Annotated in this window: 29 protein-coding genes, 2 tRNA genes and 1 pseudogene; 20 read left to right on the forward strand and 12 right to left on the reverse strand. The window is 36.0% G+C overall.

From position 1 onward, the window contains the following. Positions 1 to 24: 24 nt before the first annotated feature. The 4 genes from B4B65_RS13230 to B4B65_RS13245 form a co-directional block, all read right to left on the reverse strand. The gene (locus B4B65_RS13230; protein WP_293916060.1) at positions 25 to 747 is read right to left on the reverse strand and encodes a glutamine amidotransferase-related protein; all 723 of its coding nucleotides are present in this window, start codon (positions 745 to 747) and stop codon (positions 25 to 27) included. Between the two features lie 13 nt (positions 748 to 760). Further along, the gene (locus B4B65_RS13235) at positions 761 to 1,495 is read right to left on the reverse strand and encodes a YggS family pyridoxal phosphate-dependent enzyme (protein ID WP_293916061.1); all 735 of its coding nucleotides are present in this window, start codon (positions 1,493 to 1,495) and stop codon (positions 761 to 763) included. Beyond that, positions 1,492 to 2,214 carry an AAA family ATPase gene (locus B4B65_RS13240; protein ID WP_293916062.1) on the reverse strand — a complete coding sequence of 241 codons (723 nt, stop codon included), beginning with the start codon at positions 2,212 to 2,214 and terminating at the stop codon, positions 1,492 to 1,494. Before B4B65_RS13240 ends, B4B65_RS13235 begins: the two co-directional genes overlap by 4 nt. Positions 2,215 to 2,368: 154 nt before the next feature. Continuing rightward, positions 2,369 to 2,851 (reverse strand): GNAT family N-acetyltransferase, encoded by a 483-nt coding sequence (locus B4B65_RS13245; RefSeq protein WP_293916063.1) that lies wholly within the window; start codon positions 2,849 to 2,851, stop codon positions 2,369 to 2,371. A 178-nt stretch (positions 2,852 to 3,029) separates the two neighbouring features. Here B4B65_RS13245 and B4B65_RS13250 point away from each other — a divergent pair, with 178 nt between their 5' ends. The 9 genes from B4B65_RS13250 (at position 3,030) to B4B65_RS13290 (ending at position 12,255) form a co-directional block, all read left to right on the forward strand. Continuing rightward, on the forward strand, positions 3,030 to 3,689 hold the full coding sequence (locus tag B4B65_RS13250) for a hypothetical protein (protein WP_293916064.1): 660 nt from the start codon (positions 3,030 to 3,032) through the stop codon (positions 3,687 to 3,689). Between the two features lie 50 nt (positions 3,690 to 3,739). Then, positions 3,740 to 4,831 carry a DKNYY domain-containing protein gene (locus B4B65_RS13255; protein ID WP_293916065.1) on the forward strand — a complete coding sequence of 364 codons (1,092 nt, stop codon included), beginning with the start codon at positions 3,740 to 3,742 and terminating at the stop codon, positions 4,829 to 4,831. Positions 4,832 to 4,847: 16 nt separating this feature from the next. Then, a complete protein-coding gene (locus B4B65_RS13260) occupies positions 4,848 to 5,261 on the forward strand; it encodes an EamA family transporter (protein WP_201679482.1) in 414 nt (137 codons plus the stop codon). 181 nt (positions 5,262 to 5,442) lie between these two features. After that, entirely contained in the window at positions 5,443 to 6,117 is a 675-nt protein-coding gene (locus tag B4B65_RS13265; protein WP_293916066.1) for a response regulator transcription factor, read from the forward strand. Further along, on the forward strand, positions 6,114 to 7,400 hold the full coding sequence (locus tag B4B65_RS13270; protein WP_293916067.1) for a sensor histidine kinase: 1,287 nt from the start codon (positions 6,114 to 6,116) through the stop codon (positions 7,398 to 7,400). The genes B4B65_RS13265 and B4B65_RS13270 overlap by 4 nt, the downstream gene beginning before the upstream one ends. Before the next feature lie 51 nt (positions 7,401 to 7,451). Further along, the gene (locus tag B4B65_RS13275) at positions 7,452 to 8,192 is read left to right on the forward strand and encodes a phosphatase PAP2 family protein (RefSeq protein ID WP_293916068.1); all 741 of its coding nucleotides are present in this window, start codon (positions 7,452 to 7,454) and stop codon (positions 8,190 to 8,192) included. Between the two features lie 94 nt (positions 8,193 to 8,286). Beyond that, positions 8,287 to 10,653 (forward strand): TonB-dependent receptor domain-containing protein, encoded by a 2,367-nt coding sequence (locus B4B65_RS13280; protein ID WP_293916069.1) that lies wholly within the window; start codon positions 8,287 to 8,289, stop codon positions 10,651 to 10,653. A 117-nt stretch (positions 10,654 to 10,770) separates the two neighbouring features. Beyond that, positions 10,771 to 11,121, forward strand: coding sequence for a PKD domain-containing protein (locus B4B65_RS13285; RefSeq protein WP_293916070.1), 351 nt, complete (start codon positions 10,771 to 10,773; stop codon positions 11,119 to 11,121). 231 nt (positions 11,122 to 11,352) lie between these two features. After that, complete coding sequence (locus B4B65_RS13290) at positions 11,353 to 12,255, forward strand: hypothetical protein (protein WP_293916071.1); 903 nt, start codon at positions 11,353 to 11,355, stop codon at positions 12,253 to 12,255. A gap of 74 nt (positions 12,256 to 12,329) precedes the next feature. Here the strand turns inward: B4B65_RS13290 and B4B65_RS13295 are convergent, their stop codons facing one another. Together B4B65_RS13295 and B4B65_RS13300 are read right to left on the reverse strand one after the other, a co-directional pair. Beyond that, complete coding sequence (locus B4B65_RS13295) at positions 12,330 to 12,629, reverse strand: antibiotic biosynthesis monooxygenase family protein (protein WP_293916072.1); 300 nt, start codon at positions 12,627 to 12,629, stop codon at positions 12,330 to 12,332. A gap of 169 nt (positions 12,630 to 12,798) precedes the next feature. Then, a tRNA-Arg gene (locus B4B65_RS13300) sits at positions 12,799 to 12,872 on the reverse strand. A gap of 217 nt (positions 12,873 to 13,089) precedes the next feature. Here B4B65_RS13300 and B4B65_RS13305 point away from each other — a divergent pair. The 5 genes from B4B65_RS13305 (at position 13,090) to B4B65_RS13325 (ending at position 15,233) form a co-directional block, all read left to right on the forward strand. Then, a complete protein-coding gene (locus B4B65_RS13305; RefSeq protein ID WP_293916073.1) occupies positions 13,090 to 13,617 on the forward strand; it encodes a YceI family protein in 528 nt (175 codons plus the stop codon). Between the two features lie 91 nt (positions 13,618 to 13,708). Next, positions 13,709 to 13,793, forward strand: a tRNA-Ser gene (locus tag B4B65_RS13310). Between the two features lie 286 nt (positions 13,794 to 14,079). Continuing rightward, positions 14,080 to 14,583 (forward strand): helix-turn-helix transcriptional regulator, encoded by a 504-nt coding sequence (locus B4B65_RS13315; protein ID WP_293916074.1) that lies wholly within the window; start codon positions 14,080 to 14,082, stop codon positions 14,581 to 14,583. 2 nt (positions 14,584 to 14,585) lie between these two features. Further along, positions 14,586 to 15,044 carry a nucleotidyl transferase AbiEii/AbiGii toxin family protein gene (locus B4B65_RS13320; protein ID WP_293916075.1) on the forward strand — a complete coding sequence of 153 codons (459 nt, stop codon included), beginning with the start codon at positions 14,586 to 14,588 and terminating at the stop codon, positions 15,042 to 15,044. 12 nt (positions 15,045 to 15,056) lie between these two features. Continuing rightward, on the forward strand, positions 15,057 to 15,233 hold the full coding sequence (locus B4B65_RS13325) for a hypothetical protein (protein ID WP_293916076.1): 177 nt from the start codon (positions 15,057 to 15,059) through the stop codon (positions 15,231 to 15,233). On the opposite strand, the gene B4B65_RS13330 is transcribed toward B4B65_RS13325, so the two are convergent. The 3 genes and pseudogenes from B4B65_RS13330 to B4B65_RS21700 all read right to left on the reverse strand — a co-directional run. Beyond that, the gene (locus B4B65_RS13330) at positions 15,230 to 15,535 is read right to left on the reverse strand and encodes a hypothetical protein (RefSeq protein WP_293916077.1); all 306 of its coding nucleotides are present in this window, start codon (positions 15,533 to 15,535) and stop codon (positions 15,230 to 15,232) included. The genes B4B65_RS13325 and B4B65_RS13330 overlap by 4 nt on opposite strands. Positions 15,536 to 15,644: 109 nt before the next feature. After that, the gene (locus B4B65_RS13335; RefSeq protein WP_293916078.1) at positions 15,645 to 15,785 is read right to left on the reverse strand and encodes a hypothetical protein; all 141 of its coding nucleotides are present in this window, start codon (positions 15,783 to 15,785) and stop codon (positions 15,645 to 15,647) included. Between the two features lie 16 nt (positions 15,786 to 15,801). Next, positions 15,802 to 15,879, reverse strand: a pseudogene (locus tag B4B65_RS21700) (hypothetical protein); the annotation flags it as partial. 783 nt (positions 15,880 to 16,662) lie between these two features. On the opposite strand from B4B65_RS21700, the gene B4B65_RS13340 reads away from it, so the two are divergent. The 5 genes from B4B65_RS13340 (at position 16,663) to B4B65_RS13360 (ending at position 21,112) form a co-directional block, all read left to right on the forward strand. Beyond that, complete coding sequence (locus tag B4B65_RS13340; RefSeq protein WP_293916079.1) at positions 16,663 to 17,868, forward strand: ImmA/IrrE family metallo-endopeptidase; 1,206 nt, start codon at positions 16,663 to 16,665, stop codon at positions 17,866 to 17,868. A gap of 24 nt (positions 17,869 to 17,892) precedes the next feature. Continuing rightward, entirely contained in the window at positions 17,893 to 18,516 is a 624-nt protein-coding gene (locus B4B65_RS13345) for a P63C domain-containing protein (protein WP_293916080.1), read from the forward strand. A 7-nt stretch (positions 18,517 to 18,523) separates the two neighbouring features. Next, entirely contained in the window at positions 18,524 to 19,348 is an 825-nt protein-coding gene (locus B4B65_RS13350; RefSeq protein ID WP_293916081.1) for a hypothetical protein, read from the forward strand. A 93-nt stretch (positions 19,349 to 19,441) separates the two neighbouring features. Beyond that, on the forward strand, positions 19,442 to 20,275 hold the full coding sequence (locus B4B65_RS13355) for a hypothetical protein (RefSeq protein ID WP_293916082.1): 834 nt from the start codon (positions 19,442 to 19,444) through the stop codon (positions 20,273 to 20,275). Positions 20,276 to 20,563: 288 nt separating this feature from the next. After that, positions 20,564 to 21,112 (forward strand): GNAT family N-acetyltransferase, encoded by a 549-nt coding sequence (locus B4B65_RS13360; protein WP_293916083.1) that lies wholly within the window; start codon positions 20,564 to 20,566, stop codon positions 21,110 to 21,112. A 75-nt stretch (positions 21,113 to 21,187) separates the two neighbouring features. Here B4B65_RS13360 and B4B65_RS13365 read toward each other — a convergent pair whose 3' ends face one another. Beyond that, complete coding sequence (locus B4B65_RS13365; protein ID WP_293916084.1) at positions 21,188 to 21,652, reverse strand: hypothetical protein; 465 nt, start codon at positions 21,650 to 21,652, stop codon at positions 21,188 to 21,190. 164 nt (positions 21,653 to 21,816) lie between these two features. After that, positions 21,817 to 23,001, reverse strand: a complete 1,185-nt coding sequence (locus tag B4B65_RS13370; RefSeq protein WP_293916085.1) for a hypothetical protein — start codon at positions 22,999 to 23,001, stop codon at positions 21,817 to 21,819. Positions 23,002 to 23,365: 364 nt separating this feature from the next. Here B4B65_RS13370 and B4B65_RS13375 point away from each other — a divergent pair, with 364 nt between their 5' ends. Further along, positions 23,366 to 23,674 carry a hypothetical protein gene (locus B4B65_RS13375; protein ID WP_293916086.1) on the forward strand — a complete coding sequence of 103 codons (309 nt, stop codon included), beginning with the start codon at positions 23,366 to 23,368 and terminating at the stop codon, positions 23,672 to 23,674. A gap of 90 nt (positions 23,675 to 23,764) precedes the next feature. On the opposite strand, the gene B4B65_RS13380 is transcribed toward B4B65_RS13375, so the two are convergent. Beyond that, a complete protein-coding gene (locus B4B65_RS13380; protein ID WP_293916087.1) occupies positions 23,765 to 25,261 on the reverse strand; it encodes a glycoside hydrolase in 1,497 nt (498 codons plus the stop codon). Between the last annotated feature and the right edge of the window lie 456 nt (positions 25,262 to 25,717).

A 25,717-nucleotide genomic window follows, 5' to 3' on the forward strand; every position in this document is an offset into this window, starting at 1 on the left:
ATACTGAAAAAATTAATGATGAGACTATACTTTGTTTGCATATTTCATCATCAGCTTATCCAAAAAACCATACAATTTGAGATTCATTTCCATAAAATCATAACTTCTTATGTCCTCTGGTTTCTGTACAAACGGGTATGTATGGTTACTGGTTAGAAATTCCTGATCAGCTGTAATCAGTAGCTCTACTACTTCAGCTGTAAGTTCCATATGACATTGAAATCCATACATCAGATCTGTATAAGCTATTATCTGTCTTGGACACCCCTCACTGCTGGCCAGTATCTTGCTTTCGGCTGTCAGTCCTGGCATATCATTATGCCAGTGACCTACAGCCAATGCTGGACCAAAATGAGCGACCTTTTCATCCTGCAGACCATGAGGAGTAAGACTTATCGAAAAAACTCCGATTTCCTTTTCCGGGCTATGTGAATATTCCCCGCCCATTGCCTCTCCAAGAAGTTGGGCTCCCAGACATACTCCAACTACGGCCTTCCCAAGTGCTGCACATTTTTGTATCAAAAGGATCTCAGCCTTTGCATCAAAATACGAACATTCTTCAATAGAAGTATCCGGGCTTTGAGGTCCTCCCATAACAATCAACAGATCTATATGATCTACTTTATCAGGCAAAATGTCTCCATCATACAGCTTTGAAAAACTAACTGTATACTGACGTTCGATAGCCCATAGCAGGTAAGCTCCCGGTGCTTCGAAGAGTTCATGCTGTACAAAATGAATATGCATATAAGGAATTATTTTAATTGCCGTTTTCGTTCCAGTAATAACTATCTGACGTAGGTCGCTGTCCGAAAATAGCTGTTCCTACACGTACTATAGTTGCACCTTCTGCAATAGCCGCTTCCAGATCTCCGCTCATACCCATCGACAGTTCGCTCATTTCTACATTGGGGATGTTCAAAGCTATGATCTGCTGCTGTATATCTCTTAACAGGTGAAAACATAGAACGACCTTTTCGGATTCTGTACTCAGCAGCCCTATCGTCATCAGCCCCTTTATTTTTAGTGTATCCAACAAGGCAACTTCTTTGACCAGATCCAGTACTTGATCAGGACTCACGCCAAATTTGCTTTCTTCAAAGGATGTATTCACTTGTATGAAGACCTCTATAGTCCTGTTTTCAGCTTTTAACCGCTGATGTAATTTTTGGGCAAGCTCTATGCGATCAAGCGACTGAATACAGGTGATATCATATTTCAGCAGATCTTTGACCTTATTGGTCTGCAGATGTCCGATAAAATGATTGACATGCGGAATATCTTTTAAAGCATCGTACTTTTCTTTGATCTCCTGAACTTTATTTTCTGCGATCAGGGTATGACCAGCTTGCAGTGCCGTTCTTATACGGTCAGAAGACACCGTTTTGGTCGCCAGTAAGAGTTTGACTTCACTGCGGTCACGACCAGTCTGAGCACATGCCCGGGTTATGCGGTCATGTATAGCAGCGATGTTATCGATTATTTCCTGATTCATACCGGTACATTTTTTCTCTTCTCCTCCAATGCATTGATCAGTTTTGCTTTTACAAGGGTAAAAGTGTGATCTTTAGCTTCCGCAAATGAAATATTATACTTACGATCAATATATTGCAGATCCTCCGGAAAAGCAGATAATAATTTATCGTAATAGGTATCCAAAACGTCTCTGGAAGGCATTTCAAAGTTTACCCGCAATTGAAAACGTCTTAATAATGCGCTATCAATTATCTCCGCATGATTCGTAGCACATAGCAACAACGCATTTTCAGGATAATAGTCTATCAGCTGAATCAACGTATTGACCAGTCTTCGCATTTCGCCGACATCTTTGTCATCATTTCCTCTCGCCTTTCCTATCTGATCAAATTCGTCCAAAAACAAGACAGCTTTTTCTCTGCCGGCTTTATCAAATACCTGTTTGATATTTTGTGAAGTCTCCCCTATTCTTGAACATACAATATTACTGAGATTCAGGATCAGGATATTCTTGTCCAGCTCTTTAGCAATGGCTTTTGCCGTCATTGTCTTTCCACAACCCGAACTGCCATGAAGTAGTATCTTATTATTTACTGGCAGACCATATTTATGTAATTCATCTATATAAGTATGTTCCTTTATGAGTTGAACAAATGATTGTCTGCTGCTATCTTCCAGAAAGATATCTGCCAGGGAAACCTGTTCTTTATCATTTATGAGAAGGTCATATATATTCATTTATCAGAGATAGTTTAGAGTATGTAATATCAATTTGTATACAAAAATAGGGTTAATGAGGAGAATCCGACTGGTACAGTTTTGTTAAAAACAGATAGTCCAAATCAAAGCCTTATCAAGCAGCTGATTCTGGAAGCAGGAATACGTATTGCGTTTAAGATATCTTGTCAGAAAAAGAATATTTAGGTCTATTAAAGAATGTTCTTTGCTGCCAGTCATTATAATTTAATTCCATGCTGATTTCACCAGCATTGCAGTTTTCCGCATAAGTCCAGCCCTGCAGCTCATAAAATTTTTCTGTGATTGAATTTGGACTTATATGCAGCGTCAGCTTGTCTTTTGTTTTTTCAAAATACCAGCTGACCATTAAACGATAAAGCTTTATCTCCATTTCATTTTTTGCATATTCAGGATGAATAAATAGTGCACAAATACACTTTTTATTTAAATCCAAAAGGGCAAATCCGGCTAATTGTCCCCTCACCAGACAAATCCAGCCTCTTCCTTTTTCACAAATCAGCGAGGCCACTTCTTCATCTGATCCCAGATTTGTGTGTAAGAAGACCGTTTCTTTAACTAAGTGTATCAGCTGCTGTATTCCCTCAATATCAGCCTCTTCTGCAACTTTAAAAATCATATTTGCAAACTTATACAAATTTCTTTCATATCAAAAGCTATCAGATATGTATTAAATGCATACGTATATTAAATCAAAGTCAGGTTTAGTAAAATGAGTTTAACAAAACGGAACAAATACGGATACAATAATTTATTTTTGATTAGAATTAAGCGAAAAACGGTTTTTTATAACGTATATGAAGATAAAGTCACATTTATGGGTAAGCATGGTATTTGTATTGTTAATAATATCCTGCAATACATATCCGGATAAAAATCCGGGCAGAAATCCTGCCCATTCCAATCAGATGGCTACACTTTCAGATATACGCTTTGGCAGGACTATAGATAAGACACTGGAAATATGGGGAATGTCCCTTAAAGATAATGATAACAAAGCTTCCGGTCCCAAAATTGATTTTGAAGAATTTACCCTCAAAAAAGATGTTCCTGCAGAGTTATACAGCATTGACCTGAGCCATAAATTCAGGAAAATTTCCGTTTTTTATGATAAAAAAAGTAAAGTTATCTTCAGGTATGAATTAAGAATATCCGGAAAGGATCTGGTCGAAGAAATGATCAAAGTTTTCAAGGAAAAGTACGGATCCCCTTTGTTTTACAGGGATCAGGAGGGTAAATCAGGATCTGTCTTTATTGATCAGGAAGGAAATAGGGTCGTAGATTCGGAGCGATCCTATTACCAATGGAATGACAGAAAAACAAGCACGTCATTTTTTATGATCAGGAAAACCGAAGGGCAAAGCGAGCTACTAGAGATAATTGCAATGGAAAGAAATTCAAAACGCAATCAACAGGAATCTGCATCCGGTAGTACGGAAACGGTTTTCCCCGAATAATGAATCATAGCAGATAACTTTCTGTATAGATCTATTAAAAGGCATGCACTATGTTTAGAAAGATTTTATATACCCTGATATCATGTTCCCAGCTGGGAATGCTCTTTTCCTGTGCTGAACAGCTGGATTCCATATCTGAAAATTACTATCTCAAATCCGGCAAGATTTATTACATACCGGGAGGTAACTCATTTGAAAGAGGTTCCGTAGAAACAGGCGCTGACAAAAGCACATTTAAAGTATTGTCGGCCGATGTTGCAAAAGATAAGGCACATATATATTACAAGGGATATGCACAAAGACAGGTAGATTATTCTTCATTCTATCTGGAAGATGGTCTCTTTAAAGATAAGGACCATGTGTACTATTCCAAAAACTATTCCTTCGAACCAGGCCGGCCAAGTAGTCCTGAAGACAGAAACCAATGGAGCATTGTACGTCTTGCTGATCCGAAAACTTTCACAAAACTGGCTGCTCCAAACCAGCAATGGGCCAAAGATAAAAACCGTTATTTTTATAATTACCAACCATTGGAAGTAGATTATGCGACTTACAGGATTATCAATAAATCGTTCTCCGCAGATAAGAATGCGCTTTATATCAATGAAAACAGGTTTGTAAAAGCGACAAAGTATGTCCCGACAGTTATCGATTCACTGACAGAACATTATATCCTGCTTAATCATAACACTTTACTCTATTATGTCACTCAGCTGGTCGAACAACCTATTCAAAACAGCAAGGATATACGCGTGCTTCATAATAATGTCCTTTGTATAGATAGTAAAGTTGTTGTTGATGGAAATGTATTTTATCCAAATGAAGCAGATGCATCATCATTTGAAATACTCTTTATTTCCTCCAGTTTCTTTGTCGCAAAAGATAAAAACAAAGTTTATTATCAGGAAGAAATTATAAATGGAGCAGATGCAGCAACGTATCAGAATCTCTATCTTGCCATCGGAAAAGACAAAGATCATGTGTACAGTGGAGCCAATATTGTAAATGTGCCTGATCCGTCTTCATTCCGCAAGATGGAGGGCAAAGATTTTGATTTCAGGGATGACAAGGGAAACCAGTTTAAATACGTCAGAAAAGAAAACAAAGTCCGGCTTCAGGATCAGTCAGGTAAATTATATTAAAAAAATCACCAACGCAATGTGGAAATACTACGCTTTACTCTCCGCCCTCTTTGCTGCACTGACAGCCATTCTGGCCAAGATCGGCGTAAAAGGTGTCAACAGTAATCTGGCCACAGCAATCCGTACATTGGTTGTGCTTTTCATTGCATGGGGCATTGTGCTGTTGAGTGGAGAGATCAAAGAAGTAAAAACTCTGAATAAGGAAAACTGGTTATTTCTCACGCTCTCCGGTATTGCGACAGGCTTATCCTGGTTATTTTATTTTAAAGCCTTACAAACAGGAGATGTTTCCAAAGTAGCTCCTATTGATAAATTAAGCGTAGCAATTGCCATAGGACTCTCCTTCTGGCTCCTCAAAGAGCCGGCAGATGCTAAAACAATAGTTGGAGGCCTGCTCATCGTTGCCGGCACACTGGTCATTATATGGTGATGATTCCGGAGATATCAGATACTAAAATATAATCTTACACGGCTGTATATATTATTTGGCAAGCAAATGATATGATTATTGTTATATATTTTCGAAACATATTATTCAAATTCAAAAATAATTCAAAATTGAATGTTTAATTTGCACTAAAGGAATAGTTTACAATCCGGCAGTTCAAAAAATGAAAATCCTGATCATAGAAGATGAATACGAGCTTGCAAAAAGCATTGGTGACTACCTCAGTCTGCAAGGTTATCTGTGTGAATTTGCATCCACTTTTCAGATGGCTCAGGAGAAAATAGCCGGATTTGACTATGACTGTATTTTATTAGATATTATGCTTCCTGATGGCAACGGGATGCATGTATTGCAGACTTTGAAAGCTCAGGAAAAACAGGATGGCGTCATTATTATCTCAGCCAAAGATGCCCTTGATGACAAAATCAAAGGATTGCAGATCGGAGCAGACGATTATCTGACCAAACCTTTTCATCTGTCGGAACTGGTCGCGCGCATTTATGCTGTCATACGACGTAAGCAATTTCAAAATTCTAATATTATTGTACAAAATGAACTTCAGATCGATCTGTTAGCCAAAACCGTATCCGTAGGTGATCATGTCGTTCCCTTTACAAAAAAAGAACTTGATCTCCTGCTTTACTTTATCGGAAATAAGAATAAAGTCATTTCAAAAAGTACACTCGCAGAACATCTGTCCGGAGATGTAGCAGACATGCTGGATAATCATGATTTTATTTATGCCCATATTAAAAATCTGAAGAAAAAATTACAGGAAGCGCACAGCGGATCTTATCTAAAAACCATCTACGGCAGTGGATACAAATGGGAAGGATGAAAAAATTACTTAGTAAATCCATAAAACCATTTATTATCTACTCATTAGTAGTATTGCTTTCCAGCATTCCGATCTATTATTTCCTGGTAGATGGCATCTGGTTAAGTGAACTGGATGAGCATAACGAAATTGTAGCCGATCGTACAGAAAATCAACTCAATAAACTTAAGCTGAATCCGCAAAAGTTGTCCGAGAGTATTATACTCTGGAACAGTATACAGCCGGGAACCAATCTTCGGCCGTTCACTGACAACCTGATTCCCGCAGACAGTACATATACAATCCGCAGAGCAAATCCATACACCGATCATGAAGAAATTGACCGTTTCAGAGTGTTACAAAGAATAATCAGGGTCAACGGTCAGCCTTATATGCTTACAGTAGAGACTAATGTGGAAGAGACAGAAGAAACCGTGATTGCTATTGCAGTAGTTACATTATTCTTCTTTATTATTCTTGTTGTAGGTTTCCTGATCTTAAACAAAAGACTTTCCATTAAATTGTGGACCCCCTTTAGAAGTACATTATCCAAACTCAAAACTTTCAACCTGAATACACAAACAGCAATTGAATTTGATAAGAGTGACACCCTGGAATTTGAAGAATTGAATGCAGCACTGACCAAGCTACTGGAACATAATATTACGGTATTCAAATCTCAGAAAGAATTTACAGAAAATGCTTCTCATGAACTGCAGACGCCTCTGGCCATCATGAAAAACAAACTGGATCTTCTCCTCCAGCAACAACAACTTACAGAAGAACAATACCATATTATTGAAGATATTAATAAGGCCCTTAGCCGCAGTACACGAATCAATAAAAACTTACTTTTACTGGCAAAAATCGAAAACTTGCAGTTTGACGATCGGGAAGATCTGGATATAAGTCTGATGATCCGTCAGTCCCTGCTTATTTTGCAGGAACATGCAGATCAGAAAGAACTCACAATCACCGATAAGATAGGTCCTCAGATTATAAAAAGCGGAAACAGAACACTCATCGAAATTCTGGTCAATAATATAATCATCAATGCAATAAGACATACCCGGCCAGGCGGAACTATTACACTGGCTTTAAACCCTCAGTTTTTAGAGGTCAGCAACTCAGGCAATGGTCCGCTACGACAGGATCTGTTGTTTAACCGCTTTTCCGGCACTACATCCGAAAGCTCAGGAAGCGGACTCGGACTTCCGATTATCAAGGAAATATGCAAAAGACAAAAATGGAATATTACATACCGGTTTGACAATAATCTTCATTGTTTCCGTGTAGGTTTCTAAAATTCAAATTTTCTTCAAAATTGGCTTTTATCATTGTAATAAAAACAAACAATGGTAAATCGATTCTGGTTTCTCAGCATTCTTCAACTGATCTGTATCAGCGTTTCGGCACAATATAGTCAACGTACCTTAAAACCCGATAGTACGCAAATCTTATATAATTCCGCTATCTCAAGACCTCATTTCCAATTCCGTCAACTATACATTCCGGGAGCTTTACTTATATCCGGTATAGCCCTGAACAGTAATGGCCCGGAATCATTTAAAAATGAAATCGTAGAAGAGCGAAATGAGCATATCCCCAGATTTCGTACGCATATAGACGATTTTTTACAATTCTCCCCTATTCTTGCCGCTTACAGTCTGGATGGATTAGGAATCGCCTCAAAAACGGATCTCTATAACCGGACAGCAATACTAATCAAAGGTGAAGCTGCTATGGTCGGTATTACCTACATTATGAAAAAATCTATCCATCAACAACGTCCTGACGGATCCAACTACGAATCCTTCCCTTCCGGACATACAGCTCAGGCATTCGCTGCAGCAACTTTTCTTTGTGAAGAATACAAAGACAGATTTCATTGGATGCCCTATGCTGCATATGGTGTAGCGGCTTCTGTAGGTACATTCCGTATGGTCAATAACAGGCATTACATCAGTGATGTGCTTGTTGGTGCTGCCATAGGAATATTATCCATGAAAGCAAGCTATTGGACACATCACTACAGATTAACTAAAAAACAAAAGGAAGCCATAGCCTATAAACGATATATGGAAGAAAGTTACTAAAATGAAAATTTACATTTCCTAATTCTGACACGATATAAATTCAAAACGCATGCATCAAAAAATCATTTCATTCTTAATTTTTATATTTCTATTCATGAATATCAGCTTTGCACAGGTGAGTTCGGTAACACTGTCAGGAACTATAAAAGCACAGGCCAGCAAAGAATATTTACCATATGTAACCATAACCCTTAACACATCATCAGATAGCAAGTTTGTATCAGGTACTGTTTCTGATGAACAGGGCCGTTTTGTTTTGTCTAATGTAAAACCAGGCAATTATCAACTGGTTATTTCACTAGTGGGCTATAAAAATCTGCAACAAAATCTGTATGTAGGTAGCCTTTCCGAATACCTGGATATCGCAAGTATAAATCTGGAATCTGATGAACAGATGCTCGACGAGGTAACAGTAACAGGACAACAATCCGGAATAAGTCAAAAGATGGATAAAAAGACATTTACAGTCGCCGATAACTTGAGTCAGGCCGGAGGATCCATATTACAGGCACTCCAAAATCTACCGGGAGTAAGTACGCAGGAGGGCAAAGTACAGCTGAGAGGCAGTGACAAAGTTGCTATTCTTATTGATGGTAAGCAGACAGCGATGACCGGATTTGGCAGCCAGACAGGACTGGATAATATTCCGGCATCCGCTATTGACCGTATTGAAGTCATCAATAATCCTTCATCCAAATATGATGCAAACGGAAATGCGGGTATTATTAATATAATTATGAAAAAAGAGAAGAAAGAAGGATTAAATGGTAAGATTGGATTAACTACCGGTGCCGGAGCATTATGGGTGCGTCAGGACAATTTACCGACCATCCGACCACAATATACATTTACGCCAAAGATCAATCCTTCTCTTTCCCTCAACTATCGCAAGAATAAAGTCAATGCCTTTGTATCAGTGGATAATCTGTATACACAGACATTAAATAAAAATGAATTTGTAGATCGTGTTTACGAAGATGGTACTACAATCCGCCAACAAACCAAACGCAACAGAAATACAAACTACTTTACTTCGAGGATGGGTCTGGATTGGAATATAAACGAGCAGAATACACTGACTGTATCCGGACTTTTTGGTAGTGAGAAGATAATAGACCGCGGTGATGAACCCTTTTTTAATGCAGACCTTTCTGAGCGGCTCAGATTGTGGCAATTTTTAGAAGACGAGCTCAAAACGACTGTAATGGCTACGGCTAACTATCAGCACAAGTTTAAAGAAGCCGGACATACATTAAGCGCCGGACTTAACTATACCTTCCTTCGTGAGGATGAAAAATACTTTTTTGACAATATCCTGCCTCAGTTTACGGGTAAAGACGCGTTCAAACTGATATCTGATGAACAGGTAACGGATCTGAATATTGACTATGTAAGACCTCTTAAATATGGCCGGATAGAGGGAGGACTGAAATTCAGACACAGACGCATCCCTACCGATATGCTCTTTATCCCGGGACTTCATTCGCCATTGGACAGCAATGCGGGTGGTTGGGCGACTTACAGAGAGATAATCCCTTCTGCATACGGAAATTACATCTTTGAAAACGAAAAGATTGAAGCAGAAATTGGTCTTCGAATGGAATACGTAAACCTGCAGTATGATGTAAACCCTCAGCATCCGACATACAAAAGTGACGGATACAATTACACACAACCTTTTCCTAATGTCAGATTTGCATACAAAATAAACTCCCAAAATAAGTTTTCATTGTTTTACAACAGAAGAGTGGACAGACCCAATGAAGTAGATATACGGATATTTCCCAAATATGATGATGCAGAGATTATCAAGGTTGGTAATCCCGCTTTACGTCCGCAGTTCACCAATTCCTTTGAACTCGGGTACCGCAGTGACTGGACCAAAGGTTATATTTATACAGCCCTGTACCATCGCTTCGCCGATGGTACCATTTCCCGTATATCTACTACTGTACCCGGAAGCAATCTGATCTACGCCATTTTTCAGAATGCAGGCAGAAGCTATAACTCCGGAATGGAAGCTATGTTTCATCAAAAAATATCTGATTCTTATACCTTAGATATCAATGGGAATATTTATCGCAATCAGATAAATGCCTTTACTGTAGAGAACCTCTACCCTATTGCACATAGCTTTCATGCAGATAAACAACGTATGTTTTCGGGAACGATGAAGGTGAATAATAAATTTCATCTGCCAAAAGGAATTGATGCACAGTTAACAGCAATCTATCTTGCCCCTGATATTATTCCGCAAGGAAAAATACAAAGCCGGTTTTCTGTCGATTTAGGAATCAAAAAACCTATCCAAAAAGGAAAAGGAGAACTCTTTTTAAATGCAACTGACTTATTAAATACCATGGTGATTAAAAAGACTATAGAAGGTAATACTTTTTATTACACCAGTAAAGATTACTATGAAACACAGGTCGTACGATTGGGATACAGTTATAAATTCTAATCTTAATAATCTTAGCACTTTGAACCAAATCCAATAAAAATCAATTTTAATTGGATAAAACAATTATTCTATAATTTTGTTGTTTAAAATATAAATTTATTATTAATAAAAAAAATTATGAAGTTATTGAAAATATTCCTCCTATTTTCTATTCTAGGTATTATGTCTTGTAGTGATAAAGTTGAGGAAAGTATGATTGACTGTTTAGGCGAATCGCTTTTGACAAATGTGGAGCATTCTTCTTCTGATCAGACCGCGAAACTGATTAATTTTAATATAACTTATTCAGGAGAGCAACAATTGAATAATTCAGTTAAATGGGTCTATGGTGACGGTGCTCAACAAACCGTTAATGGCAAAACTTCCAGCCACACATATAGTCAAAGTGGAACTTTTACAGCTATTGCAACTGTAAAAACCAGCGGAGGATGTACCTTCGATGTTAAAGAAACTGTGATTGTTAAATAATTTCTGAAATAGATAGAAATAAGCGACATGAGAGTATAGTCTATCCTATCGCTTTTTTATTGTCAATGGGTTATAGAGAACATCAGCCCAGCCCTTAACTTTGACTGTTATCAATCCCTTCCGCACATTTCCAGATTACTTAATCGATAGCGGTTTAACCAGTCAGCATATCTAAAAAATATATTATATTTATGTCTGAACGGATTATAAACGTATTAAATCACTTAAAAAATGAAAATAATCACCCGTCATCTTTTATGTTTATTTTTACTATTGAACTTAACATTTTGCGGTGGATCTTCTCAGAAACAGGATAATGAGATGATATGGCTGGTTTTTCAGCCTACAGTCGAACTGAATAAATCTGTTACATTAAGATTATTCTTTAAGAATAAACCGGAAACTGGTAGTATTAAAGTGCACTCAGCTACCAAAGATGCATACGAAAAGCTCGATGGTTCAGAGATCGAAAGAGAAATGGAATCGCAAGGTGATTTATATGTTTACGACATCACTTTTGAAGCAGGATCATTAGGAAAATCAAATCTCCCTATTATAGAAGCTAAAATAGCTGGAAAGATTTATAAAAGTAGCGCAGCAGTTATTGAAGTCGTAGAAAAACAAGATGTGAACATCAACGCCGTAAAATTGGTATTAGAAACAGACAAGGATCGCTATAATATTGATGATACCATCAGGCTTGTATTGTACGAATATTCGAAATTTTCTCAGATTTCAAAATTTACTCCTGCAGACTTAGTGGAAAAGGGAGCTCCTGAAGCTCTATTTGCCATTATTGATTCAGGGAATGTTGACTATGAGGTTGGTATTCCGGGTTTTAAAAAATTGATAGATGCTAACTTTAATGTCGCAAATTATGATTGGAATGTAAATGATATCGGTAAGCGCATGGCAACATTGGATGGTCAGCTTTATATCAAAAACCGAATCTTCAACATGAAAATGACAGCTAAAGAAAAAGGAATTTTTACAATACCTCAAAGTCGGTTTGATTATAAAATTTACCCCTATGAGGAAGCTTTTAAAGAAGAACTGCTTGGTCCTGATGAAACTCTACGTACAAAAAACAAGGTACTCGTGCAGTCCGATTCATTGAAGATTATCGTAGAATAATATAAAAATTTAAAATAGCTATCCTGGTTATATGCAGGATAGCTAATGTCAGGATTCTCACATTAGCTTCCATTTTAACTGTTGTCGATCACGCCCTCATAATGCAGAACTTGTGGAAATGGATCGTAATAATCATGCAGCAATTCCTTCCACTTTAGATATTGGGCAGATTGTCTGAATCCAATTTCATGCGCTTTTACGGAAGCCCATTCGACTAAAAGAATATATTGATTTTCAATTTCTACACATTTTTTCAATGTATGTTTGATATAACCTTCAATTGAAGAGATATATTGACCTGCAGTTTGAAAATCAGTTTCGAACTGATCAGACCGTCCCGGTTTAACATTTAATATAGCGACTTCTAAAATCATATGAATGGCTTAATTATGAATAGGTTTTATGAAATACAATTCTCAAATATAACACTCCCCTATTTATTTTTTCACCTTTTGTCCTGTGGTATCGGATCAAAAAAAATTAAAAATAAAAACGATAATAAAGCAAAAACCCCACTTAACATAGTGTTAAGTGGGGTTTTTGTACGCCCATCAGGATTCGAACCTGAGACCGACGGTTTAGAAAACCGTTGCTCTATCCAGCTGAGCTATGGGCGCGTCCCTTTCGGTGATGCAAAACTACTCAAATCCGCTATATTTCCAAAAAAAATGAATACTTTTTTTACGCTCCGATATTAAGTCATTGCCTGTCAAGGCAATTATTTATATCCCCTGTCAGAACAACTTCTTTATCTTTTTTGTTATAATATGACATATAAAAAACAAAAATATATGTTATAACATTTACTTTTGTGTAGAAAATTAAAATAAATATATGGCAACTATCTGGAATCTAGACTCTGCTCACAGTGAGTTGGAGTTTAAAGTAAAACACATGATGATTTCAAATGTAAAAGGACTTTTTCAGGACTTTGAAATCCAATTAGAAGGAAATGGTGAAGATCTGTCTGCAGCTACAATTAAAGCAGCTATCAAAACTGATTCTATTAATACTAAAAATGAACAACGCGATCAGCATTTAAAAAGCGGAGACTTTTTTGATGCCGCAAATTATCCTGAAATAAAGTTTGTATCGACTTCTATTGTAAAGAAATCAGAAGATGAATTTGAAGTAACAGGAGATCTGACGATCAAGGATGTGACTAAGCCTATTACACTGGATGTAGATTTCGGAGGTGTTGCAGTGGACCCGTGGGGCAACAGTAAAGTCGGATATACCTTTTCGGGCAAGATAAACAGAAGCGATTACGGTCTGACATGGAATGCGGCATTAGAAACAGGTGGAGTAATGGTGAGTGAAGAGGTAAAAATCTCAGGCGATATTCAATTTTCAAAAAGCTAATAATCAGCTTGATTCATAATTAAATGCATATTTTAGCCATAAATTGTAAAATTTTATTTGGTAGAATAGAGAAAATTTGTACTTTTGTCGCGGAGAGTTGGCAGAGTGGTCGAATGCGGCAGTCTTGAAAACTGTTGACTGTCACAGGTCCGGGGGTTCGAATCCCTCACTCTCCGCAGAAACCTTCATCTTTCGATGAAGGTTTTTTTATGCAGTATCCCTTCGTATTCTGATTCCAAAACATAGAAAGCAAATACAGGTTCGAACCTGAAGCGGTAGCCTGCTTTTACTTATAACCAGCCTAAAATGTGTTTAAATTATACTTACTTTGGTTAAGGAAGCAGGTCTATTAAAACAATATATGATTTACTCATCTTATGTACAGTTATCTAAATATCATTTATTTTGTTCTAAATCATTCAGTAAATAAAATATATAAGCAAAAATGCTTATATTTATACTATGACTAAGCAATTCGAAAAATATAAGGGTATCCATCCGGGAATTGTACTTGATAGAGAATTAAAAAAACGTTCTATAAAGCAACGTCCTTTTGCTTTGTCTTTAGAAGAACATCCTCAAACCTTCAATGCTATTACCAAAGGCAAAAGAGGAATCAGTACGGCATTGGCATTGAAGATTGAGCGAGAACTTGGGTTGGAAGAAGGTACTTTGGTGATATTGCAAGCCTATTATGATATCCAAAAAATCAAAGAAAAAGAAATCAGAAGTACTCCTGATCTACATATCCTGAGTAAAGCTTTGTTTTGGGATACGGATATTCAACATATAGATTGGGAACGACAATACAGGGCTGTTATTCAACGCGTTTTTGAGCGAGGAAACGAAAATGATAAAAACGAGATTATTTGCTTTTATGGTACTGAAAAAGTAAGCCAAGCTTTGCGGGAGTCAAATACCAGAAGCCCATATACTATATACAGATCTAATAAAACTACAGACTAATTATGTTGTATTATAATACTGTCAATGATCTTTTAAAAAGTACATTGATTACTCTAATGGAGTCCTCTGTATTTCAGTCTTTTCGTTTAGTAGGCGGTACAGCATTAAGCCTTCAATTAGGACATCGTTTGTCTGTAGATATAGATTTGTTTAGTGATGCCCTATATGGTTCTATTGATTTTAAAGCTATTGATGAATTGATAGAGAAAACATTTCCCTACCACCACCATTTTTCAAATCTTGATCCGGCAATGGGTAAATCTTATAGTGTGGGTACAGATAGGGACAATGTGGTAAAATTAGATGTGTTTTATACGGATACATTTATACAGCCTCCTTTGTTTGTGGATGAAATTAGAATGGCTACTACCGAAGAAATCATTGCTATGAAAATAGATGTAGTACAACGTATAGGTCGCAAGAAAGATTTCTGGGATTTGCATGAATTGCTATCCCACTAAAATATTTCTACTATGCTTTCTTTGCATCAAGAACGTTATCCTTACACACACGATGAAGAACTCATATTGAACAATCTATCCAATTTTGAGCTAGCTGATGATGATTTTGATCCAATCTGTTTAAGAGGGAAATATTGGGAATTTATAAAGGAGGATATTGTTGATGCGGTAAAAGCATATAATCCCTAATCCATATATTCCGCAAAGCATTCCCTAATGGTTATTTCAACAAGATTATATAGAAATTCCATAATCAGCTCAGCATCTTCTTGATTGACATTTATCCCTACTTCTTTTAGCATCTCCATTGCTTTCTCAATAGTGATTTTTTCTATTTCCTTTTTACTGACTTTCACGACTACTTTCAATTCGTTCTTTATATAACTGATTAACTCTGTTAACTGTTCTTTGGTATAACTTAGGTGTTTGAGCAGTTCCTCATACCGCTCATGCAGAACGTTGCCCGATATTGACCAAACTATGTTTGACACATCGGTAGTACAGATAATATTTTTTCATGCCCTTACTGAATCCTGCGGTCATGTGATCATCGCAGCAATTACTTCTTAGAATCCCTCTCAACGAAAATTCCTTTTTCGGTTATGGTTTCTCCACACGCTTATCATCCAGCATATCCTGCGCTCGCCAATATTGTTCCTCACTAACAATAGCTTCGTGTATGCCTTTTACAAGCCGTTCGGGTTCTTTTTCCGTAGCTGTTACCTTTGACCAGACCTGCATACAGGCAGTTCTTTAAAACTCTTGTTATCGCATCGCTTCCGTTAAGTGGAAAGTCCATTGTCTTAGCAGATTGGTGTATTAGATACGCAGGCACGCCTGAAAGGTAATCCCTAAAGATTTTCTTGACAACGTATGCTTCAGTCTCATTGACGATTATCAATCCCTTTTTCGTTGCCTGCTCTCTTGTGTTTGTGAAACCATACGGAGCATGGTTAACAAAGTGTTCTCACTCCATTGCTTGGCGTACCGCTAATTTTGCCCTGCGACGGATGGTAAAGTGATTCGTTATTCGCAACAACCTCTAAATAATGTTTCTTTTCCCGTTCCTCAATCTTCATCAATGCTTCGGGCAATTTACAGCTGAGGGAAGCAGATTTGTTCTTTGCCAAGAAAAAACAAGCATGGTATTACCGTAGCGATATGTTTAAGGTCAGAAAGGGCAGGAATATTTCTCTGGACGAAATCAAAGTAAAATATGGGTGCAAGGTATCAAACCCAACAGGCGCAAGACCATACGACAGGCACAGTAAAGCAATAGGCGGTTTGTATAAAATCGCCTATTGCTTTTTTCGTGTTACACGTGACAGAGCATATTTTTGCGCGCGGCCCTTGCGGGCAAAAAGTGTTTTGTAACATTCATTAATGACCTAAGATTAGGCTTGATAAGCTATTATAACACACGTTGTTTATTTTTTATTTTCGGTAATTCTTGCTCTCTTTCACAAAACTAAACCCGAGTTGGTTACCCCGCTAATTTGGAGCAAAGACAATTTCTTTACTGTTTTATTGTAATTTTACAATAAAGTTTTCCACACCCGTTTTTCCTTACCAAAATTTACATATTTTTGTTATTGTAAAATTACAATGGAATTTAGATATGTCGGAAAAGCATTTTAATGTCGATGAGCTGTTAAGCAATATATTTAAGGACGAACAGTTGGTAAAATTGTTTGAGGACAGAGTGAATGAGTTGGGGATAGCTCCAACAAACGCTTTGGAAATTATGGATATTGAATATAGACCCCTGCAACATATATTAAACGGAACAAGCCCAAGAGTGGATGCCAGAAACTTTATAAAATTATCCAATTTTTTGAATCTACCTGTGGAACGTGTTATCAAGCTTTTTTATAAAGCATTAGAATCTAATTTTCCCGAATTGCAGGAGTTTCCCAAAGATAAAATTGATTTTATAAACAAAAATTTTGACCTCGCAACGCTGAAAAGAATAAGTTTTATTAAAGATATAGCAAATTATAGGCATATAGAAGAATCTATACTACGGTATTTTGGGTATAAATCAATATTTGAATTTAAGTTACCCAACCAAGATGTTGCATTTAGTGCTGGCGTGAGACCCCCTAAAAGTATTCTCTCGAAAGGGTTTTGGGTAAAATCGGCAATTGAAACTTTTGAAATTCTTTCAAACCCATACGAGTACAATAGAAAGGCATTGATGACCTATATTCCAGAGATAAGATGGCAATCTACTAACGTGGAAAATGGATTAAAAAATGTAGTCAATGACCTTTTTAGGTTAGGAGTTACCGTTTTATATCAGAAATCCGTTCCATCTTTACATCTTAAAGGGGCAACCATCATTGTAGATGGAAAGCCCTGCATAGTGCTTACTGATTATATGGGATTTTATACGACTCTGTGGCATACCTTATGCCACGAACTCTCACACGTTCTTTTCGATATTGAAGAAATAAGAAAAAGTAAATATCATATCTCCGAAGAGAATTGTGATGAATTACCCATCAAAGAAAAGGAAGAAGCAGCGGATTATTTTGCGAGGGAGTTTCTTTTCTCAAAAGATAAATTAGATTTGATTAAACCACATATCAACAACAAAAAATTTGTTACAGAATTTGCGAATAGAAATCAAGTACACGAAAGCTTCATTTATACATATTATGCTTATGAATTTGGGAATGTGGATTCGAGGGCTTGGGCAAGAGCTAAAGTGAAAGATCCGTCATTCACAAGTATTTTAGAAAGCATTGAAAATCCTTGGGATAATTTCAACCCTATCGACGAGCACATCGAAAGCTTAAAGAATAATGGGATTTATTGTTAATAAAGTAGTTTAAAACAACGTAACATGGAATATAACGAAGAAGGGCTGAATAGCCATAACAATGATGGAAATGAGAATTTCCAATCGGAGATTGACAGGCAGTCAGTATTAGACTTATTTAAGAACGTCGCTGATGATAAAGCAGAATCATTTTATCAATCAAAGTTAAAAAGAGAAAGAGAAACCATCGAACTGATGGGAGGTAGAACGACTTCTTTATACGAGGAACATGCACGGAAAGCGAAACTGATTGAAAGTATGCCTCAAAACTACGGTCCAAAATACAGTCAGTTCTTCTCCGAGCTTGGTAGATTGGCAAAATGGACTGATGAGGAGATAAAGAGATTTGCGAAACCTCAAATTGCACCAAAGATTATCAATAAGTATATCTATGCAAGATTCCCACCCGAAGTGGTGAGCCACATACTGGAAAAAAATCCGTACATAAAATGGTGGGTAAGACAGCACAAGCACTATTTATTTTTGGGTGAGGATGGAATACTAATGCTCGAAAAATTTATTGATGATGCGGTGACTGTTATGAAAGATTGTTCAACGGTTTACGAGTTTGAGAAAGAGTATTCAATGAGATTCGGCATAGGATTTCAATCAACAATGTTCGAAAAATATCTTGGGTTGATTATTTAAAAGAAAAATGGACGAATCTCAAGAACTTCAAAGACCTTTTTTCCCTGATGTGGAACAACTTTTTTCGGAATATGTTGAGTATTACGGGGGGACGGTTGTTGAAAAATTAGAGGAAAATAAAACGGATCGACAAAATGCGGACTTCATTTTTCAAAGACCAGAAATTGTAGCAGAATTAAAAACGTTTGAAAAAGATGTTTTTTCAGAGGCAGAAGACTTTCCAAGAATAATTGATTTATTTGGCAAATGGATAGAAAAAGGTTGGTTAACCGAGCAAGATTTAAGAGAATATACATTGAGAGGGAAGCAACTACCACAAAAGTGTATAAAAGATTGGATTGACCGTGCGTCAAAAACAATTGAGCGTGCGATATATAAAGCCAATAAGCAAATTGAAGAAACAAAAAAGACTTTTAATATCGAAAGTGCAAATGGTATAATTTTTTTGATAAATGATGGAAATTACTTTTTTACTAATCAAGGTTTTTTAGCAGTGATATGTAATTTGATAGGTCGAAAATTCAAAGAATCCTCTTTTGATGTTATTGTATATATAACTATAAACCAAGCAACATATAAAGAAGATTCAGAATTAGACTATAATGTGTGGGTTCCTATTTATACGAAAGTTGATGAACAAGGAGAGACTATATTATCCGACGAGCTTCATTCTTTTGTAAATTCTTTTGGTGAAATTTTCTTGACTGAATTTTTAACTCTGAAAACAGGTCATAAACTAAAGGAATTTGCACAAATAGAAAGTCTTGAAGAATCAATGGAAGAATTTAAAAAGCATAAATTTATCCCAAAAGATGTGATATATAAAAAATAGCCATAATAGTTCTTGACTCCTGTTTTACTGTCAAGTTCGTTCCATTCTGGAATCTCAGCTTAAACCACAACCCAAACATTAGATGTAGATAGAATGACAGACACTAATAAAAGAGCAAAATCCCTTAATCCAATTCAAGAGCTTAACGATAAGAATAATTACCAAGAATTTATATTGGTTGAAAAGGACGGAAGTGTTAAGAAAAGGATAATCTTATTCATTACAAACATTGAAATCAGAGAGCAAGTAATATGTAATCACTTTTTAAGTAGATATGTCCAGTTATTTGTAGAAGAACCAACAGGAATACGTTTTGTCTCACGAGATTCCCCATGGGATTTTGAAATGGAACTTAGTAACTCTGAAAAAATCATACTTGAAATTACCTCAATTGCAGACGAAGTAGACTTGTTTAAAACTTTTAAATATCAAGAACGTATAAGCGAAACCAGCAATCACGAATACATTGAATTTCATGAACTGATTAAGTTAAATAGCTTATTCCCAAATTCAAAAAATCAAATGATAATAGACTCTTTAAAAGAACAGGGAATAGGTAAGGACGAGTCTGTGTTAAACCCCCATTATGGCAAGAAGTTTATTTTTGAAAGTTCAATCAACGAAGATTTAAACAGTTTTGACAATATAATTAGAGAAGCCATTGATAAAAAAGTCAATAAGAACCATCCAAACAAAGAAAATGTAACTTTAATTATTGACAATAGGACTGTAACCTATGAGCTTGAAGACATTATAAATTACCTCGACAAATTGGACGATTATTTTAAAACCCTTCCATTTAAAGAAGTTTGGCTTTATACAGGATATTACTCTAACCTTGATGGAAATAATGCAGAATATAGTTTTGCACCACTAAAAATTGATGAAATAAAATTTGAAAAGCTGAAAAGCAAATTGAAAGAATAAAAGACACCCTGTTAAGTGTCTTTTATCTTACCTATTTCCATCAAAATACCCTCAAGGTGTTCTAACATAGATCCACGTTCCCCGCAGAAACCTTCATCTTTCGATGAAGGTTTTTTTATGCAGTATCCCTTCGTATTCTGATTCCAAAACATAGAAAGCAATTACAGATTCAAACCTGAAGCGGTAAAAGATTTTTGGTTAAAAACTTCGTAAATAAACCCGCAAAACCTGAATACTGTAAAGTAGCAACTCAAAAAACTATACCTTTACAGAAATATAAAACTAACAATGCTTACTGTAAATTTCTCCGAGTTTCCTGAATTGGAAACTAACAGATTGAAACTACGACGTGCTGATCTGAATGATATCAACGAGTTATTTGCCCTACGTTCTGATCCGCAGATCATGAAATATATTCCCAGACCTGTAGCCACAGGACTTGAGGAAGTATCGGAACATATAAAAATAGTCGATGAAAAAATGAGCAGCAATGAGATAATCAATTGGGCAATTACACTAAAAGATAATCCTAAAATGATTGGAACTATCGGCTATTATCATATTAAGTCTGAGCATTATCGGGCAGAAATTGGGTATATGCTGCTTCCTGATTTTCAAGGAAACGGTTATATTACCGAAGCAATTAATCAAGTTGCTGATTACGGCTTTACTAAAATGGGGCTGCATTCGATCGAAGCATTGATTGATCCTGAAAATATAGCCTCAGCCAAAGTATTAGAGAAATGCAATTTTGTTAAAGAGGGATATTTTAAAGAAAGTGAATTCTATAACGGAAAATTTATTGATATAGTCATTTACTCGAAATTAAATGGATAAAATATAACGAATAAAACCTAAATGATCTCCAAAGGTTCAATTGACTAAGTTGAACCTTTTTTATATCCCCTATTCTTACTTATTTTCAAGAAGAACAGTCTGCATCTGAAGCTTTTTAATTTTTGATCTGAAAATTAAAAATTCAATAATCGTACATAACAAATAAAGTAATGAAAAGCCTAACAGCATTTTTATAGAAGAGGGTATAATATCATACTGATGAATGTCAAGTGCGATATTAACGCCTACGAAAAGAACAAAAAAGAGAGGTACTCCCGAAAAGGTCAGAAAAGACAAATAAGAATTATTCCTGATTCTGTCTACTTGATTTAGAAAAAACAATAATGAACTGACAGCTATTGCAACAAGATAAACTGAGGACAGAATGATTTGCATGAAAATATCCATAACAGTATAGATTTTCCCCAAAGTTGTTGTATCAGAAGGATTTAATCGATCAATAACAACTCTGTAAAGCAAAAACAACACAATACCAAGCAGAATATTAATCAGTGAAAACCTAAATATTATTTTCTTCATATCTTATTAATAGCTCTTTTATTTAAGTGAGAATATAATTACAATTCCACCATTAGGGGCTAATCCTCTAAAATTATAAAAAATATAGCTATTAATAAAGCTGTATCATGTCTAAAAAACAGTCATCTTTTAACTCCCCAACGGTCGAAAAATTATTGGCTTCTTTAATTTGTTTTATAGGGTCTCGTAGATACTTCTAAAAATGGATTAGAAAAATCATTTCCGATGTAGACGCCCGAAACATTTATGATCTTACCAGATTTGACACCTCGATATACAGCTTTGTATTTTAATTCAACAGTGTGTCTTAATATCCATAAATCATAGGAAAACAAAGAATATGCTGGTATAACAATCTCCATAGGATAGTTAAAAATTACTTTGCGGTAAGATGCTGTCCCAAAATTCATTTTTACTTTTTCCCTCTTTCCAAAAGAAGCTACACCAGCTGAATAATTAACTCTTTGAATATCAGTTTCTAATTCAACATTTTCATTTTTTTTCAAACCTATTCCATTAAATGTTTCCTTAATTGAAAATTCACTTTTTATAGTATCTGTCAGCAAGACATTTTCCCGGAATTCTGTAGATCTGTTATTTAACCTTAAACCATATTTAATTCGCGTTGGGCCGGTATTCGTAATTTTTCCTCCTATCGTGTCCAGCTGTACACTTTCCAATATAAACTCCTCATTGGGAATAAATACAAAATCCAGATATTGCAAAAAGTCTCTTTCCCCCATAAACAATCTACCGTACTCTGCTTTTATACTATAATTAAATGGCCTTAGCTTCCCTCCTGTCATACTTGTACCAGATACATCCCGACTGTCTAAATAATAACCCGTCCTTTCTGCATTTAAAACCGGAACCCATGAAAAACCAAATGAAGAAGGCCTGTCACTTCGTTGGGTAAACGGGAAATACTGATCAGGATTCCGGGCATATGCGCCTACACCTATTGCTGTATTTTCTTTTACAGAGTAGAGCATATAAGGATTATCGGAAGATGGAGGAGAAAACCTAAAATAAAACAACTGCGATTCGTCATCAGGCGCCATAGGTTCCAGAAGCAGATTTTTCCCTTTACCATAGCTCTGTAAAACTAAATTACCACGTGATTTTATGTAGAACTGCATACCATCCAGCTGATATAAAACATCATATACACTCCTTACTACAGCATCTTTTTTGACAACCGGAAATTTTGCAGAATCCAGTTCAAGTAGTATGCCCCTCTCTTCAGGATTATCAGGAGGTTTCATATCTTGCCTGGAACAGGAAAGCATCAGGCTTACTGCAAATAACATAAAAACAGACAGCCTTATATAATGTATCGATCGATTCATCTGGCAAATAATTTAAATAGTTTTTATAACGATCATTTCCACCTGACTTACTTTATCACGCTCTTCTTTCATACACGCTATACTCAGTAACACTATACTGAATAAAGCCAACAATTTAAATTTAACCCTCATATGAATTTAACTTTATATTAACATAATACGTAAATATAAAGCTAAATTTACAAAACAAAAATATAAAAGAAATTTAATCACAACAAACAACAGGAAAATTTCTTTAATATATTAATACAAATAAAAAAACGAAAATAAAACAAAATTAATATTAAATTCCACAGCCATTTTATCGCTATCAAAACATAAGAGCCCGCTGGATTGTTATTAAAAAAGAACAATCAATATTAATATGGAAACCAGACACAATTACGAAACGGCAGATGTCGCATTAGCGAAACTACAGGAGAAGGGATATACTATAGATTATAATGTAGAATTCGAAGAAATATATACAAATACAGAGGAATATCAGATTGACTATCTCTACAGGTATGAGGGATCATCCAATCCGGATGATGAATCTACTGTATATGGAATTTCGAACCAAATGAATGGAAAAAAAGGAGTATTTGTTGTTGGTAATTTATCTCTTGTAGAAGGTAAAAAGCGGGATATTATCCTTAATCTGGAATTGAAATATAAGAACAAAACTATATGATCACATGACCGTTATCATATGTATGCTTTCTAAAACATATAAAGCTCAGTTTCTCTATAGAAACTGAGCTTTAATCTAAACAGGCTGTGCCTAATTTTTAATTCCGGTATATGTTGTTATACTTTTTGCCGGCAAGGTTACAGACAACTCGCCTGCAACATCCGCACTTACAACAGTACCCGCAGTCCAGTGGCCAGTGCTTGCATCTGTTGTCTGATAATTCTGCAGACTGGTTGTTCCAAAGCCCTGAAGTTTGATCTTACAATTAGCGGCAGTAGTGCCACTATTAATTACTACACATGTAAATTTGCCTGAAGCCGGATCTTTATAAGCAGATACCATTATATTACTTCCTCCATTCGAGGTTGCTTTAAATCTGTAATATCCAGCATTAATAAATCTTGAATAGTGACCCATGACGTCATATGTCTTTGGGAAATCAAGCGTCCCGTCACTGTTGGTACAGATTAGCGATTCATTGTTTCGTATAGCCAGCATACCTAACCAGTACACATAGGAGTTCACATTACATTCCGCCAAAAATTTGTGCATATTTTTAGCCAGTTTCAATCCTCCGGTCATAGTATTATCATACACCCCGCTATCGTCAGAAGCTTCTGTCACCCATACCGGCTTATTTCCGGTTGCATAGTTCCATATTTGCGGATTCTGATTCAAACCACGTTGTCCAAAAATCAAATCTCCTATTTCCACATAACCATGTCCCGCCAATACGTCTACCTTAGATTTATCCATGGAAGACAGAAAACTATTTGCAGTACCCCATGCTGCATTTTCTGAAGAAATAATCTTAACACTCTGCAGTCCTTCATTATTCAATGCCGGTCTTAGATTATTTGTAATAAACTCACCCAGATTTTTTGGCTTCCAATAGGAAGCATCCCAATCTGAAAATACATTTTCCGGCTCATTGCTTGGAGAAATCCCATAAAAATCGATTCCTGCGTCTTTATAAGCTTTCGTAAATCCGGCTAGATAATTTGCAAATGTAGTCGATGAAGTATTAAAGTTTAAACCATTAAAAAACTTACCACTTATACTGTTAGGGTTGGTTTTCATATACAATGGAGGCGTCCAGGTACTGGCAAAAATGATCGGAACCTGATGACGCTGTTTTGCGGTTTTCAGAATCCACAATTGTCCCAGATGTTCCTTCTGATCTTCTGTAAGAGCCTGGTATTGTGTACTGTTCACATCTATATTGATATCCACACCTGCAGGTTGAATCGTGACGACTTTAGTTTGTTGATTGAATGGATACGTGTGCAATACTTTTCCTCTCAGCATATTCAGATGCAACCCGGTATTTCCCCATAAATATTCCATTATACTATCTCTTTTACCCGATTCAAAGAACGGAGTTATTCTTCCTCCGAAAGCACCAAATCCCTCAATCTTCTGGTACGTCTGATTCCAGTCCAGTACAACATCCACAACTCCATTTGTCTGAGCAAGAGCATTCGGATTCGAAAGTTTATCATTTACCAAATCTTTTTTTTCGCAACTGCCCAGTATTGACATCGCAAACGCTAAGCTCAGGGCAATCTTTAATTTTTGTGTTTTCATAATTTTGTAATTTCGTGTTTGTTATTTATCTAACTATTTCTGTTATTTTTTACTTTTCCGAACGATCAAAATTCACACGGCTCTGTTACCTGACAAAATCTATTGGTTGTATTATAATGATTATGCAGAGCTAAACTAAAAGAAATGAACATTCGAAAATTGAATAATTAACTCATTCTGATTGAACTATTTAATCTTTATTTAAGGAGATACAAGAACATATGCCCCAACAGGTTCAGAGGCTGTCAACTTTGATTTAAGATAATGAAATTCAGGACTTACTACTGAGAAAAGACTTGTAGCAAACGAATATTCAAATAAAAAAAGCAGATACTGAACAATTAGCTCAACAACTATTGAACTATTTACCAATACTGTAAAAGAGATTTAAATAAGGAAAAGTGATAAGAGTTTAATAATGATGATCTTCAGACTAAGAGATTATATTAAAATTCT

The sequence above is a fragment of the Sphingobacterium sp. UBA5789 genome, assembly GCF_002418355.1.
Classification (GTDB): domain Bacteria; phylum Bacteroidota; class Bacteroidia; order Sphingobacteriales; family Sphingobacteriaceae; genus Sphingobacterium.

What these genes read in the sequence shown, in the direction of transcription:
- B4B65_RS13260 (WP_201679482.1), top strand. Translation starts at nt 4,848, where the DNA reads ATGTGGAAATACTACGCTTTACTCTCCGCCCTCTTTGCTGCACTGACA.
- B4B65_RS13370 (WP_293916085.1), bottom strand. Translation starts at nt 23,001, where the DNA reads ATGAATCGATCGATACATTATATAAGGCTGTCTGTTTTTATGTTATTT.
- B4B65_RS13255 (WP_293916065.1), top strand. Translation starts at nt 3,740, where the DNA reads ATGTTTAGAAAGATTTTATATACCCTGATATCATGTTCCCAGCTGGGA.
- B4B65_RS13290 (WP_293916071.1), top strand. Translation starts at nt 11,353, where the DNA reads ATGAAAATAATCACCCGTCATCTTTTATGTTTATTTTTACTATTGAAC.
- B4B65_RS13230 (WP_293916060.1), bottom strand. Translation starts at nt 747, where the DNA reads ATGCATATTCATTTTGTACAGCATGAACTCTTCGAAGCACCGGGAGCT.
- B4B65_RS13350 (WP_293916081.1), top strand. Translation starts at nt 18,524, where the DNA reads ATGGACGAATCTCAAGAACTTCAAAGACCTTTTTTCCCTGATGTGGAA.
- B4B65_RS13280 (WP_293916069.1), top strand. Translation starts at nt 8,287, where the DNA reads ATGAATATCAGCTTTGCACAGGTGAGTTCGGTAACACTGTCAGGAACT.
- B4B65_RS13335 (WP_293916078.1), bottom strand. Translation starts at nt 15,785, where the DNA reads ATGCAGGTCTGGTCAAAGGTAACAGCTACGGAAAAAGAACCCGAACGG.
- B4B65_RS13340 (WP_293916079.1), top strand. Translation starts at nt 16,663, where the DNA reads ATGTCGGAAAAGCATTTTAATGTCGATGAGCTGTTAAGCAATATATTT.
- B4B65_RS13265 (WP_293916066.1), top strand. Translation starts at nt 5,443, where the DNA reads ATGAAAATCCTGATCATAGAAGATGAATACGAGCTTGCAAAAAGCATT.
- B4B65_RS13285 (WP_293916070.1), top strand. Translation starts at nt 10,771, where the DNA reads ATGAAGTTATTGAAAATATTCCTCCTATTTTCTATTCTAGGTATTATG.
- B4B65_RS13250 (WP_293916064.1), top strand. Translation starts at nt 3,030, where the DNA reads ATGAAGATAAAGTCACATTTATGGGTAAGCATGGTATTTGTATTGTTA.
- B4B65_RS13270 (WP_293916067.1), top strand. Translation starts at nt 6,114, where the DNA reads ATGAAAAAATTACTTAGTAAATCCATAAAACCATTTATTATCTACTCA.
- B4B65_RS13345 (WP_293916080.1), top strand. Translation starts at nt 17,893, where the DNA reads ATGGAATATAACGAAGAAGGGCTGAATAGCCATAACAATGATGGAAAT.
- B4B65_RS13235 (WP_293916061.1), bottom strand. Translation starts at nt 1,495, where the DNA reads ATGAATCAGGAAATAATCGATAACATCGCTGCTATACATGACCGCATA.
- B4B65_RS13365 (WP_293916084.1), bottom strand. Translation starts at nt 21,652, where the DNA reads ATGAAGAAAATAATATTTAGGTTTTCACTGATTAATATTCTGCTTGGT.
- B4B65_RS13355 (WP_293916082.1), top strand. Translation starts at nt 19,442, where the DNA reads ATGACAGACACTAATAAAAGAGCAAAATCCCTTAATCCAATTCAAGAG.
- B4B65_RS13275 (WP_293916068.1), top strand. Translation starts at nt 7,452, where the DNA reads ATGGTAAATCGATTCTGGTTTCTCAGCATTCTTCAACTGATCTGTATC.
- B4B65_RS13375 (WP_293916086.1), top strand. Translation starts at nt 23,366, where the DNA reads ATGGAAACCAGACACAATTACGAAACGGCAGATGTCGCATTAGCGAAA.
- B4B65_RS13320 (WP_293916075.1), top strand. Translation starts at nt 14,586, where the DNA reads ATGTTGTATTATAATACTGTCAATGATCTTTTAAAAAGTACATTGATT.
- B4B65_RS13240 (WP_293916062.1), bottom strand. Translation starts at nt 2,214, where the DNA reads ATGAATATATATGACCTTCTCATAAATGATAAAGAACAGGTTTCCCTG.
- B4B65_RS13305 (WP_293916073.1), top strand. Translation starts at nt 13,090, where the DNA reads ATGGCAACTATCTGGAATCTAGACTCTGCTCACAGTGAGTTGGAGTTT.
- B4B65_RS13380 (WP_293916087.1), bottom strand. Translation starts at nt 25,261, where the DNA reads ATGAAAACACAAAAATTAAAGATTGCCCTGAGCTTAGCGTTTGCGATG.
- B4B65_RS13360 (WP_293916083.1), top strand. Translation starts at nt 20,564, where the DNA reads ATGCTTACTGTAAATTTCTCCGAGTTTCCTGAATTGGAAACTAACAGA.
- B4B65_RS13295 (WP_293916072.1), bottom strand. Translation starts at nt 12,629, where the DNA reads ATGATTTTAGAAGTCGCTATATTAAATGTTAAACCGGGACGGTCTGAT.
- B4B65_RS13325 (WP_293916076.1), top strand. Translation starts at nt 15,057, where the DNA reads ATGCTTTCTTTGCATCAAGAACGTTATCCTTACACACACGATGAAGAA.
- B4B65_RS13245 (WP_293916063.1), bottom strand. Translation starts at nt 2,851, where the DNA reads ATGATTTTTAAAGTTGCAGAAGAGGCTGATATTGAGGGAATACAGCAG.
- B4B65_RS13315 (WP_293916074.1), top strand. Translation starts at nt 14,080, where the DNA reads ATGACTAAGCAATTCGAAAAATATAAGGGTATCCATCCGGGAATTGTA.